We start from the raw sequence: 21,710 nt of genomic DNA, 5'->3' as shown, positions 1-21,710 counted from the left end.
TCAGACCGACATCCGCAGGATTTCCTGATAGGCCTCGACCACCCGGTCCCGGACCGCGACCGTGACCTGCACGGCCGATTCCATCGCCATGGTCGCCTCGACCACCTGCTGCACCGGAAGCGTCCCGGTCAGCCCGGCCAGGGCAGTCCGGTCGCCCTGGCGCACCGTCTCGACCGTTTCTGTCGCCGTGCGGGCCAGCATTTCGGTAAAGGACGGCCCCGGCCGGACCACAGTCGGGTCCGCCGGCACCGCCTTCCCGGCCTGGTATGCGCGATGGACGCCGCCCGCGACGACGCCCGTGATCGGGTCGCTCATCGGCTCAGCCCAGCATGTCGATGATCTGGCTGCGCATCTGGCGGCCGGTTTCCAGCATGTTCAGGTTGGCCTCGTAGGACCGGGCCGCCTCGCGCATGTTCGCCAGTTCGATCAGCGGATCGACGTTCGGCATCTTCACATAGCCCTTCTCGTCCGCCGCCGGATGCGACGGATCAAGCCGCAGCCGGAACGGCGCGGGATCGTCGGTCACGTCATGCACCTCGACCAGGGTCGCGCCGGTCGACTCGTCCACCAGCGCGCCGAAGGTCACAAGCCTGCGGCGATAGGGATCCGCCCCGCTGGTGGACCCGGTCGATTCGGCGTTGGCCATGTTCTCGGCGATGATCTGAAGCCGCTCGGACTGCGCCTGCATCCCCGACGAGGCCGTCCGGCCGATGGCACCCAGAACGTCCATGGTCACCTCCGCCCGGCAGCAAGCGCGATCAGCTGGTGGCCCTTGGCGTAAAGCTTGCTGGCCAGCCGGAACTCCCCGGCCGACTGCGCGGCAAGGATCCCCTGCTCTTCCAGAACGACGGTATTGCCGTCCTTGCTGGCGCCCCAGCTTGCCGGCGCCTCCTGCACCTCGGCCCCGCCACCTGCGACCATCTCGGCCTTGAGAAAATCCTCGAACGACTGCACGTCCCGGCCGACATAGCCCGGCGTGTTCGCGTTCGCGATGTTCTCGGCAATCACGGTCTGGCGGCTGGAAAGCCACTCCATCCTCCGGCTTGCCACCTGGAACCAGGTCTGCGCGGGACTGTCCATGTTCCACCTTGCGAAAAATATCGTATGAGTCCTTATACACCACAGATTTGCGAAAAAGGAAGAGCCGTGATCGACCCCACCGTCTTTTCCGCCCTGCGGACCGACCTCAGACGCCTGCCCGACACCGACCTGCGCGGCCAGGTCCGGTCCCTTGGGGGGCTGGAGCTTCTGGCCGCGGGCCTCGGGGCCGAGGCGCGGCTTGGCGCGCATGTCGAGGTCGCCGGCCGGATCCGGGGCGAGATCGTCGCGCTGGACAAGGGGGCGGCCGCGATCCTTCCCTTCGGCACCTGGGACGGCGTCGCCGTCTCGGACGAAGTGCGGCTTCTGGAGGCCGGCAACGCCATCTATCCCGATCCCTCCTGGCTGGGCCACGCACTGGATGCCTTCGGGACTCCGCTCGACGGCACGATCCTGCCGCAGGGGCCCCGGGCCTATCCGATCCGCGCCACGCCCCCCGATGCCTTCCGCCGGCGGCAGACCGGGCGGAAGCTGGAAACCGGGATCAAGGCGGTCGACGTCTTCATTCCCCTCTGCCGTGGCCAAAGGCTGGGGGTCTTTGCCGGCTCGGGCGTCGGCAAGTCCACCCTCATGGCCATGTTCGCCCGCCAGATCGACGCCGACGTGATCGTCATCGGCCTCGTCGGCGAACGCGGGCGCGAAGTGCAGGACTTCATCACCCGCGACCTCGGCCCCGAGGGCATGGCCCGCACCGTCCTCGTCGTCGCCACCTCGGACCAGCCGCCACTGACCCGCCGCCAGGCCGCCTGGACCGCCACGGCCATCGCCGAATCGCTGCGCGACCAGGGCAAGCAGGTGCTTCTGATGATCGACAGCGTGACCCGCTTCGCCATGGCACAGCGCGAGATCGGCCTTGCCGCGGGCGAACCTCCGGCCACGCGCGGCTATACGCCCACCGTCTTCGCCGAACTCCCGCGCCTGATGGAGCGGTCGGGCCCAGGCTCGCCCACCGAGGGCCAGGGCGACATCACCGCGATCTACACGGTCCTCGTCGATGGCGACGACCACAACGAACCGATCGCCGACACGGTCCGCGGAATTCTCGACGGCCATGTGATCCTGGACCGCAAGATCGCCGAGACCGGCCGGTACCCGGCCATCGACGTGGCGCGGTCCGTCTCCCGCGCCCTGCCCCACTGCCATACCCCGGCCGAGAGGGCGATCATGACCGCCGCCCGCCGTGCCCTGGCCGCCGCCGCGGATGTCGAGGATCTGGTCCGCATCGGCGCTTACCGGAAGGGGTCGGACACCGCCACGGATGCCGCGATCCGCTTCGCCGAACTGGCCGACGGCTTCCTGCGCCAGGGAACGACCGACCGGCAGGGATCCGAGATCAGCTTCGCCACGCTCTATGGCCTTCTGTCGGAAAGCGGACTTCCGCTCAGCCCCGAAGCGCTCGCCGACGGGTAAGCGCCTCGCGCGCATGGTCCTGCGCGCCGCGTTCGTCCGCCGCGGCCTGCTCGGCGCGCAGAAGGTCCTGCCGCGCGCGGTCGATCAGGCGGGCCTGCAGCCCTTCCTTCGGCCGAAGGTCCCGCCAGGCCTCCAGAACCGCCTCCCGTTTCTGCTCGGCCACCTGCGCGGTCGCAGCGATCTCTGCCGCGATCCGGTCCGTCTCACGCCGAAGCGTCGCCAGGAAGCGGCCCAGGTAGGGCAGCGCCGCGACCTCGGTCACCTGGCTTTCCTCCTGCCGCCGTCGCTCCAGCACCTCGGTTTCCGCGGCCAGCCGCGCCATCCGGTCCTGCAGCGGCAAAAGCTCGGCCGCCGCCGCCCGCATCCGCTGGTCGTCCAGCCGCGCCAGAGTTGCGAGGGTCGCCAGCCGCCGCCTCATGCTGCCGCCAGCTGCCGCTGCGCGGTCTCGGTGTCGGCAAAGCTGGGACGATAGTGCGGCGGGATGTTGCCGCGACCGATCTCGACGCAGATGTTGGCCGGATGGTTGTTCAGCATCGCGACCACGACATCGCGGATCACATGGGCAAAGGCCAGGTCCTGGTCCTCGATGTGCTGCAGTCGCGCCACGATCGGGGCCATGATGCAATAGGCCAGAAACACGCCCAGAAACGTCCCGACCAGCGCCCCGCCCAGCATCATCCCCAGAACCGCCGGCGGCTGGTCGACCGAGGCCATCGTCTTGATCACCCCCAGCACCGCCGCGACGATCCCGATGGCGGGCAACCCGTCGGTGACCGAATGCAGCGCATGGACCGGCCCCAGGTTCTCGTGGTGGATGGATTCGATCTTCTTGGAAAGCACGTCCTCCATCTGGTGGGGATCGTCGAAGTTCATGCTCAGCAGGCGGAAGGCATCCGCGATCAGGGCCGTCGTCTCCTGCTCGCGCAGGATGCGCGGGTAGCGTTCGAAGATGCTCGACCCGGCCGGGTTCTCGATATGCGCCTCAAGCGCCACCGCGCCCTTGCTGCGTTGAAGCCGGGCCAGCTCGAACATCAGGGCCAGCAGGTCGGCATAATCCTTCCCGGACCAGCGCGGCCCCTTCGCCGCCCGCCCCAGCGACGCGACCACCATCTTCAGACCGTGACCCGAGCTTGCGACCACCATCGCGCCCACCGAGGCGCCGACGATCATCATCCCCTCGAAGGGCAAGGCGTGCAGAAGCACCCCGAAGCTGCCGCCCGACAAGCCATAGCCGCCGAACACAAGGCCGAAGACCAGGACCAGTCCGATCAGGATCATCATGACGACATCACCTCAGGCGCACCATTTGCGAAAATCATAAATTTGGCCCTGTGGCAAGAACGGCATTGCCCCGCCTACCCGCTTTCGACTACATTTTTCGCAAACTGGGGAGTCACCGTGACAGAGTCCGTCACCACGCGCCTGCGCCTGTTTTTCCCCGACGACTTCGCGGCGCCCCAGGGCTGGCCCGAGGATGTCGGGATCGTCGCCCTGCAAGTGGGCGACGCACCCGAGATCTTTCCCTTCCATCGGCGGGAAAGCCCGGAGGCGATCCTCTCCCGCATCGAGACGCTGACCACGCACCGGCTGGCCGAGGCCGCCGTCTTCCCGCCGGTCGAGGGCCATCCCGTCTGCGACCTGCCCTTCACCGCCGTCGCGCGGTTGCGGCTGGGGATCGAAAGTTTCCTCGCCAGGTCACCGGACGCCGTGGAAGAGGCGGCGGACTTCTCGGTCAACTTCGGCTTCGCGGTGGACGAAGGTCTGGACCTCGCCGCCCTGGTCCGGGTCCCCGATCCGCAGACCGAAAGCGACGCCCCGCGGGTCACGGCGGAACTGCCGGGCTATGCGCCCTTCCAGCCCCTGGCCTCCCCCGGCCGGATAGCCATTCCTGCCCTCCTCGTCTCCTCGCCCACGGGTGAGTTGGCGATCCTGATCGACCCGGAAGCAGCGCCCGTCGCCGTCGCCCCTTCCGATGTTCTGGTCCGCGACGACGGCCTGGCCCTGGCCTTGCGCCGTTCGGCATTCGACGGGCAAGACCTGCCGGGATCGCTCCTTCTGCCCCCGGACTGCCTCGGCATCCGCCCGCCGGCCACCGGCCTGCCGGCACTCATCATGCCGCAGGACAGGCATTACCTCGTGACACCAGTCTACGAAGCCCCCGTGCAGGACCTGCCCGATCCGGCCACGCCTCCGGCGCCAACCGGCGAAGAAACCAGGTCTTTCGGCAGGTTGGCCCTGCAGCGCAGCTTTGCGGCCGTGGCCTGCATCCTTGCCGCGGCTGTCGCGCTCGCCCTCTTGCCGTCCGGCACGACCCGCACGGCCGAGCAGGACGCGGCCCCCCTGCATGCCCTCAGGGCCGGGCTCTTCCAGTAATCTCCAGCCCGACCTCGTCGCGCAGAGTCCGCACGTCGGACGGGCGCATCACGCTGCGCAACGACGACCATGTCACGGTCCGTCCATCATGGGTTGCGCGGCTGGAGGTGACCAGCAGCGTCTCTTCCGCGATCAGCGCGCTACCGACAAAGGTGATCTCGCGCTGCGCCGGGCAGCAGGTCAGGATCAGGCGCTTGATATCCTGCAGTTCGGCCTCTTCACCATCTTCTGCCAGAAGATAGCCACGCACGCCCGCGCCCTGCGCTTCCAGCCGAAGGCCGCCCGACGGGTCCGCCCGGCACTGGATCGCGGCGTCGCCATCGGACGGCCGCAACCCGATACGCTCCAGTTCCTGCATAAGGGTGGCTTGCGTGCCAGACGTGAACGGGCCGCAGAAAAGCCGGTTACGGGACATCAGGAGGCCCGCCTTGACACGAAGGCGCCAGCCGTTCCGGCGCGCGGCTCGATACCCCTGTCCGCCGCACGCAGAAGATTGCATGCAAAGTCACACCACAGAACCAGTCGCCACACCCTGATCACCCACGCAAACAGCCGCGCTTACATTCGCACTCTTGAAGGTAGACTTCTGCCAAAAGATTTCCAGTTTCTTTTTCCTAAATTTTGATCGTGCTGCTTTGGATTGCTTGCAAAGTGCCGAAAAATGCACGATCCTAGAAATCAGTCATTACGCAGGTGCCACAACCATAGGTAAGTTTCGGTTAGCGTGGCGAAACCAAGACGGGATATTTTCATGCCTAGCCTCGCCAGATCTGACTTGTCGCTGGATCAAAAGGCCCCCGGCACAGCTGCGGGGTCGCTGTCTTATTCCGTCGAAACCGTGACGCCCGCCCAGGCGCGCAGCTATCTCGCCTCGGCCGAGACTGCGCGAAAACCGGACGCGCGCGTCGTCGGCACCTATGCCGCCGCCATGAAGGCCGGGGCCTGGGTGGTGAACGGCCAGCCGATCATCTTCGACACCGATGGCAAGCTGGTCGACGGCCTGCAGCGCCTTTCGGCCTGCGTCGAGGCGGACGTTCCGTTCAAGACCCTGGTTGCCCGAGGCGTCCATGCCGACACGCTTCACACCATCGACCAGCACCGCGCCCGGTCCTACGTCGCCGTGCTGGAAGCGCGGGGCACCTACCAGCGCCCGGCCTCTCTGGTCCGGCTGATGGGAAAACTCATCCGCATCGAAAACGGCACGCTTGGCCTTTCCGTCCAGCCGATCAGCTGGTCGCGCTACGACCGCGTCCTCGACGCCAACCCCGAGCTTGTGGAAGCCGCCGCCATGGCCGACCGCTACCGCGGGCTCAAGGTCCACTCCCAACCCATCGCGGTCCTTGCCTTCATGGCGCTCCGCGCGGGTCACCAGACCGCTTTCCGCAATTTCCTGGTCGCGCTGGACACCGAGGATGACCAGACCGGGTTCAACGGCGCGACGAACCTTCTGTCCACCCTGGAAGCGATGCGCGCCGTGGGCGAAGTCGGCGTCGACCAGATGATCGCCCTCGGCATCCTCGCCTTCAACGACTGGCTCGAGGATGTCCGCCGCCGCAAGGTCTACAAATGGGTGCCCGAGCGGCGCAGCGCCACGGATGCGACCGATGACCTCCCGCTCCTTTCCGGGACGCGCACCCGCCAGAAACCCGCGCCGAACCTCGGGCTTCCGATGATGACCGGCTATCCCGGCCTGCGCGAAGGCATCATCGCCGACTCCATGCACGGCGACCCCGTCGAAGCCCGGCTGGTCGAAGAGCTTCGCGAAACCGCCCGGCAGGGCGCCGAGGGCGTCTCGGTGCGGATGGTCGAGGTCACTCCCGACCTGGCGCGCCGCTGGCTGCGCGACTTCAACCAGGGCAACCGCAAGGTCCAGCCCACCCAGGTCAGCGCCATCGCCCGCGACATCAAGGCCGGCCGCTGGATGGTCAACGCCCAGCCCATCTGCTTTACCAGCGACCCCTTCGCCCCCTCGGCCAGCCGCGGTGCAACCCGGCTCCTGAACGGCCAGCACCGCCTGCACGGCGTGGTCGAGGCCGACACCCCGATCGAGGTTCCCATTGCGACCGGCATCGCCGAGACCGCCTTCGCAACCTACGACACCCACGCCCGCCGGGCCGTCTTCTCGACCGGCGCACCCCAGGCCGACCTTCGCGTCCTTGCCGGTGCCGCCCGCTTCCAGTGGCGCGTCAGCCAGGGCCTGCGCCCCAACGACCGCGCCATCCCCTCGGCTTCCGAGCTGAAGGAGACCCTGGAAAAGCATCCCGGCCTCGCCGAATGGTTCCCCGAATCGCGCAAGCGTCAGGTGGCCGAGTTCGGGTCCTCCGGCGTGATGACCTTCCTGCTTTACCACCTGCGCCAGATCGACCGTTCCGTGGCCGAGGACTACTTCCGCGACCTCTTCACCGGCGAGAACCTGACCCGGGACAACCCGGTCCTGCACTTGCGGGAAAAGATCCGCCGCCTGCGCAATCTGGAAGGCGAACAGCGCGGATCGCGGCGGGACGTCCTGACCATGCACCTGCACGCCTGGGACGCCTACCGGCAGTGGCGCGCCAACCCCGACATCACGCTCGACGCCTGAGGTCGCGGCCGGCTGCATCAGCCAACGCCCCCCGCCGCCGACAGCTCGGCCACCAGCTCGTGCGCCATGCGGTCGACCAGGCCGCCCATCTCCGGCGGGGCCTTGGCGATAAAGCTGTCGATGAAGGACAGCACCTGCCGGTCCGAGCAGGTGACCTCCAGCCCGGCCTGCTCCAGAAGGTCGTTGGCTGCCCCCATCACCTCGTCCAGCCGCACCTGCCCATAGGGGCGGTCGTTCAGCCGGAACTTGCAGCCCATCACCGCGCAAAGCTCGGCCTTTTCGGACATGTCCAGCAGCTCCGAGACGATGTGCCGGGCGGCCTGCCTCGCCCGCCCCGGCGCGGCGGCCGGAATATGCAGCGCGGCCTGTCGCGCCACCGCCTGCGAACATTCCCAGGACCCCATCAGCGGTTCTGCCGACTTTGCCGCGCGGCGGTCCAGGATGCGGCACTGGAACGCGCCGTCACCGACCCGGACCAGGAACATCCCCTCGCCATTGGGCCGCGTCGCAACCTCGCAATGCCGGTCGGGGTACATGAGCCGCATCGTCTCTTGCGCTTGCCGGGCCTCGTAGGAAAACGAGAACAGGTGTAGCTGCCACACCCCGTCGCACAGGTTGGCCGTGGTCGACCGCAGGACCGATTGCCCCTCGCCGAAGACCAGGGACGGCCGCATCCCACCCTCGGGTGCCCGGCTGGTCCAAAGCGGCAGGATCCGCTCAAGAAGGCTCAGTTCGGCCACCATCGTCGAGGCCATGACACCCGGCTTGGGGGCAGTTGTTGTCGAGTAAAGTTCAGGCATCTCTTGTTCCTAGACCGATGCGCCAAGTGTTGGATCAAATGCGGGTCAAGGTTGGAAATCTGCACCAGGGCCCGGGCTTCTGCGCCTTTTCTTGGTAACAGGCAGGAACATGACACTGCTACGTATCTTCAGTCTCCGGCGCTATCCATCGACAGTCTGCGCAGATCCATAAGGTAGGGGATGCCCGTCCGGATAGTCGCCAGCCGTGTTCAGGCGATCAGCACTTCGATCCCGCGGGCGCGGAAGGCGTTGGCGTCGGGCTCCGAGATGCCGTCGTCGGTGATGAAGGAATGGATCATCTCAAGCGAGCCGAGCCGCGTGAAGCTCGACTTGTTGATCTTCGAGGAATCCGCCACCAGGTAGACCCGGCTGGCCGCGCGGATCATCGCCTCTTTCAGCTGCAGGTCCGCGAAGGACGGGTAGGTCAGCCCCGCGTCCAGCGCGACCCCGGCCGTCGCCAGGAACAGCTTTCCCGCAAAGATGTTGCGGAAGTATTCCACCGACTTGTCGCCCGAGAGGCTGAGCGTCGGCGCCTTGAACTGGCCCCCCGGCATGTGCACCGCGTTCCCCGGCACCGCGCCCAGGATGATCGCGATGTTCAGTGCGTTGGTGATCACCGTCAGGTTCTTTCGGCTGACCAACCGCTGCGCGATTTCCGTCGTGGTAGTGCCCGCGTCCAGGATGATCGTCTCGCCGTCCTTGACGAGCTCTGCTGCGAGCGCCCCGATCCGGCGCTTTTCCTCCATGTTCTCCTGGTGGTGCAGCGTCATCGTGCCCACCTGCGCGGGCACCGTGTTCAGGAAGGCCCCGCCATGTTCGCGGGTGATCTGGCCATCCTGCTCCAGCCGTTCCAGGTCCTGCCGGATCGTGGCCTCGGAAACCTGGAAGGCCACCGCAAGGTCGCGCACGCGGGCGCTGCCTTCCTCCTGGATCCAGTCCAGGATCCGCCGCCGGCGCGGCTCGGAAAGCAGGCCCGAGACGGGCTCCTGGCGCAAAGCCTCGGGCTTCGGTTTCTGCAAAGGGGTCCCCAAAGTGACAGTGCCAAGGTGCAGCGTAATCGAGCGAAACCGGAAAACCAACCGCGCTCAGCGGCTGGCGGATGCCTCAAGGCGCGGCGACACCGGCGTCATCCAGTTGCTCCGGGTCGGGCAGGTCGCGCAGGGATTGCATCCCGAAGGCGGCCAGAAAGGTATCGGTCGTGACGAAGGTATAGGGTGCGCCGCGTCGCGGTTCGCGCGGGCCGGTCGCGATCAGGTTTCGCTCGGCCAGGCGTCCGATCAGGTCGCGGCTGATCTCCTTGCCGAAGATGTCTTTCAACCCGTCCCGGCTGACCGGCTGATGGAACGCGATCGCCGCCAGCACGGCCAAGTCGAATTCGGACAGGTCCAGGCCCTGGCCTCCGACATCCGCCGCCGCCCGGATCACGGGCCCATAGGCGGGCCGCGTGCGCAGCATCCAGCCCGTCCCGACCCGCGCCACCTCGTAGGGCCGGCCTTCGAGGTCCACCGCCAGATCCTCGATCAGCAGGTCGACCGAGGCCGCCTGCCCCACCACCCGCGCCAGATCCTCACGGGGGACGGGCGCGGCGCTCGCGAACAACACGGCCTCGATCCGCCGCATCCATTCCCGCCAGCGTAAGGAGGGCGGCAGATCGGCCAGTTCGCGGTCCAGGTCGGATGTGCCTCGCCGGGTCCCTGCCATGGTCAAAGCCCGTAAAGCCGGAAGGTGTCGCGTCCCGTCAGTTCGCGCAGCGCGCCCAGGTCCACCAGACGGTCGCACAACCGCCGTGCCGCCCGGTCCGACATGCTTCCCTGCACTTCCCGGGCCAGCGCGGCAGGCGCCACCGCATCGCGCGCCAGGAACAGCTCGACCGCCCGCGCCGCGCCCTTGGCCCGCAGCTTTGGGGCCGCCGCGCGCATCCGCACCGCCCGCCGCGCCAGATCGGCGGCAAGCGCGACCGCCTGCCCTGCCCCCTCGGCGACGGCCCGGTGACAGGCGAGCCGCAGCTCGTCACCCCGCAGCCGCAGCGCGCGCGGCCGAAGCGCCACCGAAATCAGCGGCACGAGATGATCCCAGCCCAGCGAGTGCGACAGGACAGCGTCGGCCAGGACCAAGGCTGCCGTCTCGCCGCGGGGGGAATCGGTCAGCACCGACTCCAGCGCCACTGCCGCCCGCCCCACGGGCGTCGCCCCCCCGGCATCGAGGCTGGATGCGATCCGGTCAGCCGGCACGCCCTCCAGCACCTTGGCAAGCCCGCCCACCGAGACCGGCCGCGTCACCGCCTGCGACCAAAGCCGCAGGATCCGGCCCGCAGGACCCGAATCGTCGCCTGGCTTTGTCAGGTGCAGCGCATCGCGCAAGGCCGCCTGCCCTTCCCGGCGTCCCGCAGCCCCGACGCAGACCTCGGCCGCCGCCAGCGCCAGCCGGTCGCGCAACAAGGCCAAGGGAAGGGCGGGATCGGCCGCCAGCACCTGCAGATGCGCCAGCGCCGCACCCGACCGGAATGCCGCAGTTTCAATGGCTTCCACCGCGCCGCCGCCGACCCAACCCGGCATCGCGGGCAGGTCCGGCACACCGTCTGGGCTGTGCGAACGGGGTTTCCTCATGCGGGCAGTGTATTTGGCGACGGCGCTTTTGGCCAGCGACAAGCGCGATTTGCGCCGCGCTTGGTGCAATACCTTGACGTCCAATAATCTTGCATTATCGGACATGATGGGGATAGGTTCAGCCATGGCTCAAATCCCGCCGGAAACACTCCGCAAGGCGCCCTGGAAACCGGTCCTCGAAACCGGTGAAGAAGACGTTCCCACAGCGCTCGCTCCCCCTGCCCTGCCGCCCCACATCGCCAGCTCAGGCACGCTGGACCGCCTGGCCGAGACCGCGCGGGACTATGCGCGTGCGGCGGTCTCGGAGAACACGCTTCGGGCCTACGCCGGGGACTGGGCCCGCTTTGCCCGCTGGTGCCGCCTGCGCGGGGCGGACCCCCTGCCCCCTTCTGCCGAACTCGTGGGCCTCTACATCGCCGACCTGGCTTCCCCGCGGGGAAGGTTTCCCGCCCTTTCCGTCTCCTCGATCGAGAGGCACCTCTCCGGCCTCGCCTGGGGCTATGCGCAACGCGGCGCGCGGCTGGACCGCGGCGACCGCCACATCGCCAGCGTGCTGGCCGGCATCCGCCGCAGGCACGCCCGCCCTCCCGCGCAGAAAGAGGCCATCCTGCCCGAGGACCTGCGCGACATGCTGGCCACCCTGCCCCACGACCTCCGCGGCCTGCGCGACCGGGCGATCCTGCTGGTCGGCTTCGCCGGGGGCCTCCGCCGGTCCGAGATCGTCAGCCTCGACCTCGGCCGCGACGACACGCCGGACAGCGGCGGCTGGGTCGAGATCCTGGACGAGGGCGTGCTGATCCGGCTTCGCGGCAAGACCGGCTGGCGCGAGGTGGAGGTGGCGCGCGGCGCCAACGAACAGACCTGCCCGGTCACCGCCCTGACCCGCTGGCTGCATTACGCCCGGATCGACTTCGGTCCGCTGTTCGTGGCGGTCAGCCGGAACGGGCTGCAGGCGACCCCCGACCGGCTGTCGGACAAGCACGTCGCCCGGCTGGTCAAGACCTGCGTCCGCGAGGCCGGACTGCGCCCCGACCTGCCCGAGGCGGATCGCGTCCGCCTGTTCTCGGGCCACTCGCTGCGCGCGGGACTGGCCAGCAGCGCCGAGGTCGACGAGCGCTTCGTCCAGAAGCAGCTTGGCCACGCCAGCGCGGAAATGACTCGGCGCTACCAGAGGCGGCGCGACCGTTTCCGGGTCAACCTGACCAAGGCCGCCGGTCTCTAGACAGCCGACTTGCCAGGACGGTGCTACCAGGTCATACTCTCCGAAAGGAGTCCGCGATGACGGTCAAGAGTTCCATCTCTCTGCGCGATGACCAGCACGCCTTCGCCAAGGCCCTGGTCGATGGCGGTCGCTTCCCCTCGGTCAGCGCCGTGGTGCAGCAGGGCCTGGACCTTCTGCGCCAGCAGGACGCGGATGCCGAGGCTGACCGCACCGCCCTGCGCAGCCTGCTGGCGGAACGGTCCGCAGGCCCCTTCGTGACCGGCGATGATCTGCGCCAGCGCCTTGCGGCCCGGCGCGGCGCGAAGGCGGAATGACGGCATCCGACTGGACGGTCCTGTTTGCCGCCGACGCGGTTTCGGACCTGGCTCTGATCGAAGCCCACCTGAGCCAAGCCTACCTCACCTTCGGCGAAAGCCCCGCCGAGGCCCGCCAGCACGCCGAGGCGCGGATCGAAGCGATCATCGCAACCGCCGAGCGGCTTGCCACCGCCCCCTTCCGTGGCGCGGCGCGGGACGACCTGTTGCCGGGGCTGCGGCACCTTGCGCTGGACGCGGCGATCTACTGGTTCCTTCCCGACCCAAGGACCCGCCAGATCCGCGTTCTGGCCATCTTCTTCGGCGGGCAGGACCACCAACGCCACATGCTGGTCCGCCTGCTGCGGGGCGAGCGAGGCTGACCCGTCCTGTCCCCGGAAACGGGCAGGACGCCCCTGCCCCACCCCCGGACCTTCCCCGCGGGGAAGAGTCTTCCGTCAGTCAAGCTGGTCCAGCATCTGCCGCACGGCTTGTTCCAGCCTGCGGCGGTCGATGGTGGTGAAGTCCCGGTCGAGCTGGATTTCCAGCTTGCCCACCGCCGCCACACAGCGGGCGCGCCCCTCGCTGCGATCGAACTGGAAACTGGTCTTGGCCTTAGCGGGCTTTTCGGGCCGGGGCGTGTCCGGGGCGGGTGCGCTGGCCTCGCCCTCACCCTCATCGCCTGCAAAGCGGCGGAGGACCGAAAGCTCGTCCGCGACCGAGCGGTTCTCCCAGCCCTGCAGTTCGGCCCGGATCAGCCGGGCCAGGCCGTCGACCTCGTCCAGCCGGCGGGCCAAGGCCAGACCCAGCGCGCGCGGGATGTCCTGGGGATACATGAGGTCGCCGCCCAGTCGCTCGACAACGGCCATGAAGGTGCGGATGTAGCTGCGTTTCTGGTAGCCGGCCGACTTGAAGAGGACGGCCACCGCCTTGTCGGGGTCCGTGACCGAGGTGCCCGGATCGGCGGCGTAATCCAGCGCCAGCATCGCCATTTCGGCAAAGGAGATGTCCTTCCGCACCAGGTTTTCATCGACCATCTTGCGGTAAAGCGCCTCGAGATCCTCGCCCGGCTGGGTGACAGCGGCGGGGATCGCGCCGTAGCGGGCGGCATCGCCGGTCTCGTCCAGAAGCTCGCGGTAGGCCGAGAGACGGCGGTAACCCTGGATCAGCTCGTACCGGCCGTCGGGACGCGCCTCAAGCCGGATCGGGTTCGACAGGCCCAGCTCCGAGATCGATGCCTTGAGCTCGGCCAGTTCGAAGTCCGGACCCTTCTTCCGGTCCCGCACCAGCTTGGTCATCTCCACAAGCTCAAGCGGGACCAGGTCGACCACCAGGCCCAAACGCTTCAGCCGGACATGCTCATGCGCGAGGGCATCGTTCTCGGCGCGGATCTGCGCCTCGATCTCTTGCCGCTCGCGGGTGGCATCGGCCGTTTCGCTGATAGCCGCCGCCATCGGGCCGCGGCGCGCGGGCGGACCGGAAATCTTCCCCGCGGGGAAGGTTTCGGCCGCGTCATCCGAGGGCAGTTCGATATCGAACATGCGACGCTTCTTGGTCATGGGCTTCCCCCCTTCAGATCTTGTCCCAGGCGGCGAGCACGCTGCCGCGGAATTCCTCGTAGGCGCGGTCGAAACTGGCGCGGGCGCGGCGCCAGGTTTCCCGCGTCATCTCGCGATAGTCGATTTCGTATACCGAGGAGAGAAACCGGCCGGACTGTTCGACGGCGCGGGTCATCTCGATCGGATGTTCGGCGACATGTGGCCCGAAAACCTTGCGGAAGGCTTCGAACATCGCGCGGTGGAGGTCATTGCCGGGCTCGTACCGCGTCATCAGGAAGCGGACGTCGGCGAAGGCCTTGGGCAGCGAAACCTTCCCCGCGGGGAAGGTCGGGCCGAAACCGGAGAGGTCGGCGAGCGCCTCGGACAGCTGCCCAATGAAGCTGGTGGTGCTGTCATACTCCCAGTAGCCGGGGCCGGAAGGGATATAGAGCATGTCGGCCGCGAAGACCGCGTTCATGGACTGGTAGCCGATGGCGGGCGGGCAGTCGAAGAGGATGAGGTCGTAATCATCGTCGCCCAAGCTGTCGAGGTAGCGCGAGACGGCGGCGAAGAAGGACCATTCGGGGTTGAGGTGGCGGTACTGGGCGGAGGCGAACTCGACAAAGGCGGCGTTGGCGCAGGAGGGAACGATGTCGATTGTGGACCAGGCGGTCGGCTTGATGAAGTCGTTGTGGCGGAGCTCGCCCAGGCCAAGGTCGCGGATGGAGGCCGGGATGGTCCGGCGGGGCAGGGCGGTGCCCGAGGCCGCGCCGGTGGCGGCGGCGTTGAGCCGATCGGTCTCGCGGATCAGGTCGCGGGCCATGATGCCCCAGACGGTGTAATCCTCGGCCACGTCGTTGAGGCCCATCGAGTGCGACAGGGTGGCCTGCGGGTCGAAGTCGACGAGGAGGACGCGGTAGCCGTCCAGCGCAGCCGCATGGGCGAAGTGGAGTGCCACGGTCGACTTGCCGGCCCCGCCCTTGAAGTTGGCGACCGCGGCCCGGAAGGCGCGCTTGCCCTGGGGCCGGGGGGGCATCAGGGTCTTGCGGTTGATCTTCATCTTCCGGCGGAGCGCGTTGATCTCGTCCAGGGAGAACCAGCGCTGGCGGCCATCGGGTTCGACTTCCCCGCCGGGAAGGTCGGGCTCGGCGGCGAGGCGGCCGCGGAAGGTGGACTGGTTGATCCGGAAGATCAGCTCGGCCACCTCCCAGGACGAGAAGCGGCGGAGGGTCTTCTGGCTTTCGGGGCTGAAGGTCTGCTGGCGGATCCAGCTTTGCATCTTCAGCGACTGGGCCTGCAACCGGGCGAGATCTTCGTGCGTATACATGCGCGCCTCGTTGGAACGTAAATTCTTGCTGGTTTCCGAAATACGCCGGATTTGCCAGGAATGCAAAACCGAAGTTATCATCGGAAGAAACCTTCCCCGCGGGGAAGATTCTCCTTCGGAACAGGGCTGGGGGGCCGAATCGGGGAGGCAGGCAGGGCAGGGCGCCGGAGGATGGGGCCGGCTAAGATATAGGGGGACATCAGGACGTCCGCCACAGCATATTGGGGGACATTTTCTCGCGATTTAGGGACAGTCAGGGTGTCCCCCAATACCAGAGATACCCGATTTCTTCGAAATGGATTTGGGGTCGAAGAGCGCTCTGCCGCCACGGCGCTTGACAGAATCGGAAAGGTGGACGCAAATAGCCGACAGATGGGAAAGAGCGTTGACATCACGCTTCCTTCACCAAGAGGCCGCACAAGGCCCACCACAGAGGCAGGCCAAGGTCCGGGCGGACCCAGGGTCAGGACAGGAGAGAGACATGCAGCTTCCCCGGCCCGTCGGGCGCGAGGCCGCATCGCGGAAATACGATATCCTGTCCGCCCTGATGGCGTTTGCCCTGGCGAAGGACAAGCATGTGCAGCGGCAGGTGCTGCGGGTCATGGCGCTGATCACCACGCGGTACAACTGGCAGCGCGACGAGCTGACGATGGGGCAGGGCGAGATCGCGCGGCTGTGGTCGGTGGACGACCGCACGGTCAAGCGCGAGATGGCGCGGTTGCGGGCGCAGGGCTGGCTGGTGCTGAAACGTCAGGGGGCGCGGGGGCGGGTCAGCGTCTATGGGATGGACCTGAACCGGATGCTGGAGGACACGCGCCCGGCCTGGCCGCTGATCGGCGAGGACTTCATCGCCCGGCTTGACCCCAAAGCCACGGCGGTGGAGGGGCAGGGGGCGTCGAACGTGGTGCCGTTGCGGGGTCTGTCGGGGCCCGCGCCGGTGCCGGATGGCTCGGTCTGGGCGATGGCGCAGGCCTGGCTGCACCAGGATGACGCGGCGATCTATGGCGCCTGGTTCCACGCGCTAACCGAGGCAGGGATCGAGGCCAACTGCCTGACCCTGGCGGCACCCACTCGGTTTCACGCGACCTATGTGGCGACGAACCTCAAGGACCGCCTTCTCGCGGCGTTGTGGCGGCTGGAGCCCAGCCTGCGCGACGTGCGGATCATCGGCTGAGGGCCGCCAGAGCGGGGCAGGGGGGCCACGAAGGACGACATCGGCCCGCGACGAAGCGCGGGCCGATATGGCGTCAGAACTTCGCCTGCAGGTTCAGGAACAGCCCGCGGTCGTCCAGGGTGGTGTCGCGCAGGTCGTCGCTGAACTCGCCGAAGTTGTAGCCCAGCCCGACCTTGGCGTGGTCCCCGAAGCTGCGGTAGACCGTCAGAAGCGTGCCGGTCTTGGTCTGCTCGGCGTCCGGCAGCCAGAGAAGCCGGGTCTCGCCGCTGAGCTCCCAGTTGCTTTCAAAGGCATAGGTGGCCCGCAGGGCAAGGAGACCGGCGTCGTTGTCGGTGAAGACATCGGTGGTGCGCGGCGCGGTTTCGCCGATGCGGTAGGCCAGCTTGCCGCCGAACTCCCAAGCGGCGTCGGGATCGAAGATCGCATCGACGCTGAAGATGTGGCTGCGCTGCTTGTCGCCGGCATTGCTGCCGTCGGCGCTGATCTGGTCGGCCCCCGGCAGGTCGTAAAGGTAGGTATAGCGCGCCAAGACGTTCCAGCGGTCGTTGTCTGTCGGGCGCCAGGCATAGCCGAGGCTGGCCTCGACATAGCGGCCGTCCAGGAACGCCTCCTGGTCGCTGTCCGAGACCAGGGCGTCGATGTCGGCCAGGAAGCGCCAGTCCTCGCTGACCTGGTTGCTGTAGCTGGCGAGGAGAGCCCAGGTCGTGCGGTCGGCGGTGGCCGGGTCCTCGTGATCCTCGATACGGTATTCCAGCCGGGCCTTGCCCTGGACGCCGTCGCCGTTGTCGTAGCGGCTGCCGACACCGATGGCGGTATAGTCGCTGTCCGCGTCGTTGGTGTCGACGATGCGCCCGCGCTCGAGGTTGGCGGACCAGCTCCACAGTTGCGAGGGCGTGTAGGTCACGCCATAGGCCTGGGTCAGGGCCCGGCGGTTGCCGAAGAGGTCGTAGCTGTCCTCGACAAAGTAGCTGAGGCCCTGGTCGACTTCCCGCTCGGCCCCCAGAAGGAAGCGGCCCTTGTGGTCGCCGTTGAGGCTGGTGCCGGCGATGTCGCGGTTCGGGTCCAGCTCGTAGCCCAAGTAGAACCGGTCGGCCGCCGTCGGACGGAAATCCAGCAGCGCGCGGGCGCCGATGCCGTTGGTGCCGTCCGAGATCTCGGTCTCGATGCCGACGGTGTCGGTCAGGTTGACGTCCAACCCGAAGCCGATGCGGTCGTTGCGGCGGATGCCGCCCGAGCGGGCGACGGTGGCCTGGCCGAAGAGGTAGAGGCTTTGGTCCGCGCCAAGGTCGCGGGTGATCTTCAGCCCCAGGTCCGTGCGCTTGCCGGTGTCTTCCGGATCGCCGACCTGGACCTCGTCGCGGTGGGTCACTCCGACCTGGACTTCGGTCACGCCCGAGGTCTGGACGGTGACGCTGGCCTCCCCCAGAGTGCGGCGGGTGCCGTCGTCGGACTTGAAATCCTCGTAGCCGAGCGACAGGCCGACGCGGTCGCTGACCCGGGTCTGCAGGCCGAAGCCCCAGACGGTCTGGTCGGCGGAGACGTCTTCGGACAGGGTCTGGAAGCCGGCTTCCTTGTCCTCGTACCAAGCTCGCAGGGTGCCGTCGGCGCCGGGGGCAAGGTCGGCATGGCTGATCTCGGCCCCGAAGCGCAGGGCGCGGGCGCGGTCGCTGCCGGTGGTCGCGGGTTCGTCCACCCAGGTGAAGCCGCCGTCGGTCGAGAGCGACCGGCCAAAGCCGGTGCCGGTGCTTTCCGCCACCTCGGCGTCGATGTGGCTGTCCGGGCTGATCTGGAAGCGGAGGTCGATCGCCTGGGCCTGCAGGTCGGCGGTGTCGGTCGTCTCGTCCATCGCGGTGACCCCAAGGCGCACGCGGTCGCCGGGAAGCCAGGTTTCCACCCGCCCGCCAAAGGCCGCGCCGTCGGGGTCGGCGATCGTGGGGATGTATTCGTATTGCGCCACGAGGTTGACCACGTAGTCGCCCGACGGCCCCCCGGTGACCGGCCCGCCCGCGGCCGCGCTGGCGGTCAAAGGCTCGGTCAGGATGACGGTGCCCTGGAAGTAGTCGATCCGGTAGTCCTCGGCCGCGGCCAGCGTCCGGGTCGAGACGACGCGGCCGGTGACGGGATCGACGATCTCGACCCGCAGGGTTTCGCTGCCCGAGACCAGGTCGCGGCGTTTCAGCACGTAGACCGACCCGCCGGTCCCGCGCAGCTCGTCGCGCTGCGGCAGGCTTTCGGGCTGGGCGGCGTAAAGCGTGGCGGAGACGCGGCGCTCGCCGTCGAGGGTGGTGTCTGGGGACCGGTAGACACCTTGCGCGCCGTAGAGGTTGCGCGTGGCGGAGAGGAAGGCGGAATGGTCGATCCCGGCCTTGAAGTCGCCCCACATCAGGTGGTTGCCGTCCTTTTCGACCTTCAGGTACAGCTTGCCCGAGGTCGGCGCGTCCTCGACGATGCGCGAGTCGTCGCCGTAGGTCGGGTAAAGATCGTCGCGGTCGATCCGGTCCAGCACGGAACGCGGGTTCTTGTTCAGGACATCGTCGAAGATGTCGTCCAGGTCCTCTTCGCCGCTGTCGAACGAGGCGGTCACGCGGGCGCCGCTGGCGACCACGCCCTTGGCGTAGAAGGCGAGGTGGCCCCAGCGATAGGTCTGCGCGTCCGAAAGCGAGCTGCCGCGCTTGCCGATGGTCACATCGGCGAGGCCGGTGGCGAACCAGTCGCTGCGCGGGATGTCGATCTGGCGGGTGAGGGTGACGCCCTGCTGTCCCGGCGCGGCCAGCGAGACGCTGACGTTCTGCGCGCCGGGCGGCAGGACCAGGTCGGTGACGAAGCGCCCCTGCGGATCGACGGGGATCGCGCGGCCCATGACCATGACCTTTGCGCCCGCGGGCAGGCTTTCGCCGCTGACGGTGACCATGCCGCCGGTCAGCGGGATGTTGCGCAGCGCCGTGCGGTCCTCGGCCTCGCCCGCGGCAGTGACGGGGCCGTTCAGGTCGGGCGCGACGGGGCTGGAGCGGCGGCTGATCCGGGCCGGGACGGTTTCGTCGAAGCGGCCCGCGCTGTCGTAGACCCGGAGCACATAGGCGAAGTCGGCCTCGTCGCCGTCGGGCATCACCCAGTCGAGCGTGCCGTCCGGATCCATCGGGAGAACCACGGTCCGGTCCGCGCCAGAGGTGCGGTCGCGCGTGGTGATCCGCAGTTCGGCGCGATCGATCCAGCGGTCGTAGTTGTTCGAGGCGCGGAAGGTCACGGTGTCGCCCGCGCGGAATTCAGAGGCGAGGTTGTCGGTCAGGACGTTCAGGCGGCGCTCTTCGCGGATGGCGTCATAGCGGACCTGGACGTCGGCGGCCTGCAGGGCGAGGTCGGTCCCGCGCTGGTCGCCGGCGGGGCTGGTCGCGCCGGCGATGACCTCGCGCTCCTCTCCGGCGATGGTCTCGCCGTCGAGGCTGATCGAGAAGCCCTTCGGCGCGGCTCCCTCGTCGCCCTGTTCGAGGTTGGCCGCGACGGGCTTCGACACGACCTCGCCATCGGCGCGGCAGTCGGGCGGCAGCTGGCCGTCGACCGGGGCGCAGGCGTCCTGCCCAAAGGCCGGAAAGGCCGCCGCAAGCGCCAGAACCGAAACCAGCCCCCCAAGACGGGTGCGGGTCGGGCCAGAGACCTTCATCTGACGGTTCATCTCAGCCACTCCTCTCAGTTCTTCTCGATCACGGTGGTCTCGAGGCCAAGCTTGCCCCGGCCCCGGTCACGCCACAGGTCGCGCAGGCGGTCTTCCACCAGCTTCAGCCGGTCCTCGGCCAGGTCGGTCGTCTCGCCGTCGACGAAGTAGGACAGCCGGACGAACGAGGGTTTGCGGGCGACGGATTTCACCAGCGCCTTCAGACCCTTGTCGAGATCCTTGCCGATCTCGCCGGTCTGCGGGTCGAAGGCCTCGGCCGTCAGGTCGACGCGCACCAGGTTGGTCAGGGAGACGCCGAAGTTCATTTTCGACATCATCCCCTGCGTCAGCCGGACGGTGCGCGGGTTCTCGGTCGTCACGCGGTAGCCCGTGGGCAGGCTGCGCGGGTCGAGCTTCAGAAGGAAGGTCGAGCCGATGTCCTGCGGGATCGCCGCACAGGGCACGCTGAAGCGGCCGTGTTCGTCGGTCGTGATGATCCGCCCGTCGACCGTCGCCAGACGCGCGGACGGGATGCCCATTTCTCCGGCGTCCTGGTAGCCGTCGTGGTCGGCGTCGTCGAAGACCTTGCCGATCACGTCCGAGCAGACGAAGGCCGGGGTCAGGTCGTAGGTAATGATCACGAAGGCCGGTTCGAGCAGGACCCCCGACAGGTCGGCGATCTGGTAGCGGATCGGGGTCGGATCGCCCTGGAACCCGGGTTCGGGCGTGAAGGTGATCGTCCCGTTGACCAGATCGACGGTCCAGACCCCTTCGCCCGGGACCACAAGCGGCTCGCCGGGGGCGGAGGTGCCCAGGATCTGCAGCGTGGACGGGTCGAAGACGCCGTTCGGGTCGCGGTCGTTGCCAAGCACCCGGATGGTCACCGCCGTGCCGGGGATGTTGCCGCGCGAGATGTCGTCGACCAGTTCCGTGACCCCGACGCTTTCCACCACGACGGTCGCGGTGGCGCTGTCGCAGTTGGCGGGGTTCAGGGCCTCGCAGATCGTGTAGGAGTAGCTGTAAGTCCCCGGCGTGGTCCCGGCCGCCACGGTGATCGTGCCGTCCGGGTTCATGGTGATGGACCCGGTGGCAGGTGTCGGAGCAGAGCCGGGCGTCAGGGTGATCGCGGCCGCGTCGACCGGGGCCCCGTTCAGCGTGTCGTTGCCAAGCACGCTGGCCGTCGACCCGCCCAGGGCGGCCGAGACCGCTGCCGTCGCGTCATCGACGGCGTCGATCACGGCGGCACCCACGACGACCGTGGCAGTGGCGGTGTCGCAGTTGGCAGGGTTCAGGATCTCGCAGATCTCGTAGGTGTAGGGGTAGGTCCCTGCGGTGGTCCCGGCGGCGACGGTGATCGTGCCATCGGGGTTCATGGTGATGGACCCGGCGGCGGGGGTCGGGGCAGGGCCCGGCGTCAGGGTGATCGCGGCGGGGTCGACCGCCACGCCGTTCAGCGTGTCGTTGGCCAGCACCGTGTCCGTGGAGCCTCCGGTGATCCCGCTGATCGTTGCCGGTGCGTCATCGACGGCGTCGATCACCGCGGCACCCACGACGACCGTCGCGGTGGCGGTGTCGCAGTTGGCGGGGTTCAGGATCTCGCAGATCTCGTAGGTGTAGGGGTAGGTCCCTGCGGTGGTCC

21 protein-coding genes are annotated in these 21,710 nt (G+C 68.2%); 7 read left to right on the top strand and 14 right to left on the bottom strand.

Annotated features, from left to right (window positions below; genetic code table 11):
• Genes ACE3Q6_RS15320 through ACE3Q6_RS15310 form a run of 3 tightly spaced genes read right to left on the bottom strand, consistent with a single transcriptional unit; the run spans position 1 to position 1,080 of the window.
• Positions 1-315: a flagellar hook-basal body complex protein FliE gene (locus ACE3Q6_RS15320; protein ID WP_374434154.1), complete on the bottom strand. Its 315-nt coding sequence runs from the start codon at positions 313-315 to the stop codon at positions 1-3.
• Positions 316-319: 4 nt separating this feature from the next.
• The gene (gene flgC, locus ACE3Q6_RS15315; protein ID WP_374434152.1) at positions 320-730 is read right to left on the bottom strand and encodes a flagellar basal body rod protein FlgC; all 411 of its coding nucleotides are present in this window, start codon (positions 728-730) and stop codon (positions 320-322) included.
• Between the two features lie 2 nt (positions 731-732).
• Positions 733-1,080: a flagellar basal body protein gene (locus ACE3Q6_RS15310; RefSeq protein WP_374434149.1), complete on the bottom strand. Its 348-nt coding sequence runs from the start codon at positions 1,078-1,080 to the stop codon at positions 733-735.
• 66 nt (positions 1,081-1,146) lie between these two features.
• Between ACE3Q6_RS15310 and ACE3Q6_RS15305 the strand changes: the two genes are divergently transcribed.
• On the top strand, positions 1,147-2,508 hold the full coding sequence (locus ACE3Q6_RS15305; protein WP_374434146.1) for a FliI/YscN family ATPase: 1,362 nt from the start codon (positions 1,147-1,149) through the stop codon (positions 2,506-2,508).
• On the opposite strand, the gene ACE3Q6_RS15300 is transcribed toward ACE3Q6_RS15305, so the two are convergent.
• Both ACE3Q6_RS15300 and motA read right to left on the bottom strand, forming a co-directional pair.
• The gene (locus tag ACE3Q6_RS15300; RefSeq protein WP_374434144.1) at positions 2,480-2,926 is read right to left on the bottom strand and encodes a flagellar FliJ family protein; all 447 of its coding nucleotides are present in this window, start codon (positions 2,924-2,926) and stop codon (positions 2,480-2,482) included. The genes ACE3Q6_RS15305 and ACE3Q6_RS15300 overlap by 29 nt on opposite strands.
• A complete protein-coding gene (motA, locus tag ACE3Q6_RS15295; RefSeq protein ID WP_374434142.1) occupies positions 2,923-3,789 on the bottom strand; it encodes a flagellar motor stator protein MotA in 867 nt (288 codons plus the stop codon). Before motA ends, ACE3Q6_RS15300 begins: the two co-directional genes overlap by 4 nt.
• Positions 3,790-3,906: 117 nt before the next feature.
• On the opposite strand from motA, the gene ACE3Q6_RS15290 reads away from it, so the two are divergent.
• Positions 3,907-4,881 carry a hypothetical protein gene (locus ACE3Q6_RS15290; protein ID WP_374434139.1) on the top strand — a complete coding sequence of 325 codons (975 nt, stop codon included), beginning with the start codon at positions 3,907-3,909 and terminating at the stop codon, positions 4,879-4,881.
• On the opposite strand, the gene ACE3Q6_RS15285 is transcribed toward ACE3Q6_RS15290, so the two are convergent.
• Positions 4,859-5,296, bottom strand: coding sequence for a hypothetical protein (locus ACE3Q6_RS15285; protein WP_374434137.1), 438 nt, complete (start codon positions 5,294-5,296; stop codon positions 4,859-4,861). The two genes, ACE3Q6_RS15290 and ACE3Q6_RS15285, sit on opposite strands and share 23 nt — an antisense overlap.
• A gap of 360 nt (positions 5,297-5,656) precedes the next feature.
• Here ACE3Q6_RS15285 and ACE3Q6_RS15280 point away from each other — a divergent pair, with 360 nt between their 5' ends.
• On the top strand, positions 5,657-7,462 hold the full coding sequence (locus ACE3Q6_RS15280) for a hypothetical protein (protein ID WP_374434135.1): 1,806 nt from the start codon (positions 5,657-5,659) through the stop codon (positions 7,460-7,462).
• 17 nt (positions 7,463-7,479) lie between these two features.
• Here ACE3Q6_RS15280 and ACE3Q6_RS15275 read toward each other — a convergent pair whose 3' ends face one another.
• The 4 genes from ACE3Q6_RS15275 to ACE3Q6_RS15260 form a co-directional block, all read right to left on the bottom strand.
• Complete coding sequence (locus ACE3Q6_RS15275) at positions 7,480-8,262, bottom strand: hypothetical protein (RefSeq protein ID WP_374434131.1); 783 nt, start codon at positions 8,260-8,262, stop codon at positions 7,480-7,482.
• A 209-nt stretch (positions 8,263-8,471) separates the two neighbouring features.
• Positions 8,472-9,281, bottom strand: coding sequence for a DeoR/GlpR family DNA-binding transcription regulator (locus tag ACE3Q6_RS15270; protein WP_374433292.1), 810 nt, complete (start codon positions 9,279-9,281; stop codon positions 8,472-8,474).
• 85 nt (positions 9,282-9,366) lie between these two features.
• Positions 9,367-9,963, bottom strand: coding sequence for an SMC-Scp complex subunit ScpB (locus tag ACE3Q6_RS15265; RefSeq protein WP_374434129.1), 597 nt, complete (start codon positions 9,961-9,963; stop codon positions 9,367-9,369).
• 2 nt (positions 9,964-9,965) lie between these two features.
• Positions 9,966-10,868, bottom strand: coding sequence for a DUF1403 family protein (locus ACE3Q6_RS15260; protein ID WP_374434127.1), 903 nt, complete (start codon positions 10,866-10,868; stop codon positions 9,966-9,968).
• A 124-nt stretch (positions 10,869-10,992) separates the two neighbouring features.
• On the opposite strand from ACE3Q6_RS15260, the gene ACE3Q6_RS15255 reads away from it, so the two are divergent.
• From ACE3Q6_RS15255 to ACE3Q6_RS15245, 3 genes are read left to right on the top strand one after another with little or no spacing between them, the layout of a single operon-like run.
• Positions 10,993-12,090, top strand: a complete 1,098-nt coding sequence (locus tag ACE3Q6_RS15255) for a tyrosine-type recombinase/integrase (RefSeq protein WP_374434125.1) — start codon at positions 10,993-10,995, stop codon at positions 12,088-12,090.
• Positions 12,091-12,146: 56 nt separating this feature from the next.
• Positions 12,147-12,404 carry a type II toxin-antitoxin system ParD family antitoxin gene (locus ACE3Q6_RS15250; protein WP_374434123.1) on the top strand — a complete coding sequence of 86 codons (258 nt, stop codon included), beginning with the start codon at positions 12,147-12,149 and terminating at the stop codon, positions 12,402-12,404.
• Positions 12,401-12,766: a type II toxin-antitoxin system RelE/ParE family toxin gene (locus tag ACE3Q6_RS15245; RefSeq protein WP_374434120.1), complete on the top strand. Its 366-nt coding sequence runs from the start codon at positions 12,401-12,403 to the stop codon at positions 12,764-12,766. Before ACE3Q6_RS15250 ends, ACE3Q6_RS15245 begins: the two co-directional genes overlap by 4 nt.
• A gap of 75 nt (positions 12,767-12,841) precedes the next feature.
• Here the strand turns inward: ACE3Q6_RS15245 and ACE3Q6_RS15240 are convergent, their stop codons facing one another.
• The gene (locus ACE3Q6_RS15240; RefSeq protein ID WP_374434117.1) at positions 12,842-13,942 is read right to left on the bottom strand and encodes a ParB/RepB/Spo0J family partition protein; all 1,101 of its coding nucleotides are present in this window, start codon (positions 13,940-13,942) and stop codon (positions 12,842-12,844) included.
• A 13-nt stretch (positions 13,943-13,955) separates the two neighbouring features.
• Positions 13,956-15,248 (bottom strand): AAA family ATPase, encoded by a 1,293-nt coding sequence (locus tag ACE3Q6_RS15235; RefSeq protein ID WP_374434115.1) that lies wholly within the window; start codon positions 15,246-15,248, stop codon positions 13,956-13,958.
• Positions 15,249-15,729: 481 nt separating this feature from the next.
• Here ACE3Q6_RS15235 and ACE3Q6_RS15230 point away from each other — a divergent pair, with 481 nt between their 5' ends.
• Entirely contained in the window at positions 15,730-16,422 is a 693-nt protein-coding gene (locus ACE3Q6_RS15230) for a hypothetical protein (RefSeq protein WP_374434112.1), read from the top strand.
• A 73-nt stretch (positions 16,423-16,495) separates the two neighbouring features.
• Here the strand turns inward: ACE3Q6_RS15230 and ACE3Q6_RS15225 are convergent, their stop codons facing one another.
• Positions 16,496-20,092 (bottom strand): hypothetical protein, encoded by a 3,597-nt coding sequence (locus tag ACE3Q6_RS15225; RefSeq protein ID WP_374434110.1) that lies wholly within the window; start codon positions 20,090-20,092, stop codon positions 16,496-16,498.
• Between the two features lie 14 nt (positions 20,093-20,106).
• On the bottom strand, positions 20,107-21,710 hold a 1,604-nt coding region (locus ACE3Q6_RS15220), incomplete at its 5' end, for an Ig-like domain-containing protein (RefSeq protein WP_374434108.1).

It is taken from the genome of Tabrizicola sp., assembly GCF_041913445.1.
Lineage (GTDB): Bacteria > Pseudomonadota > Alphaproteobacteria > Rhodobacterales > Rhodobacteraceae > Tabrizicola.
Note: the sequence above shows the minus strand (reverse complement) of the source record. Positions and strands in the feature narration are given on the sequence as shown.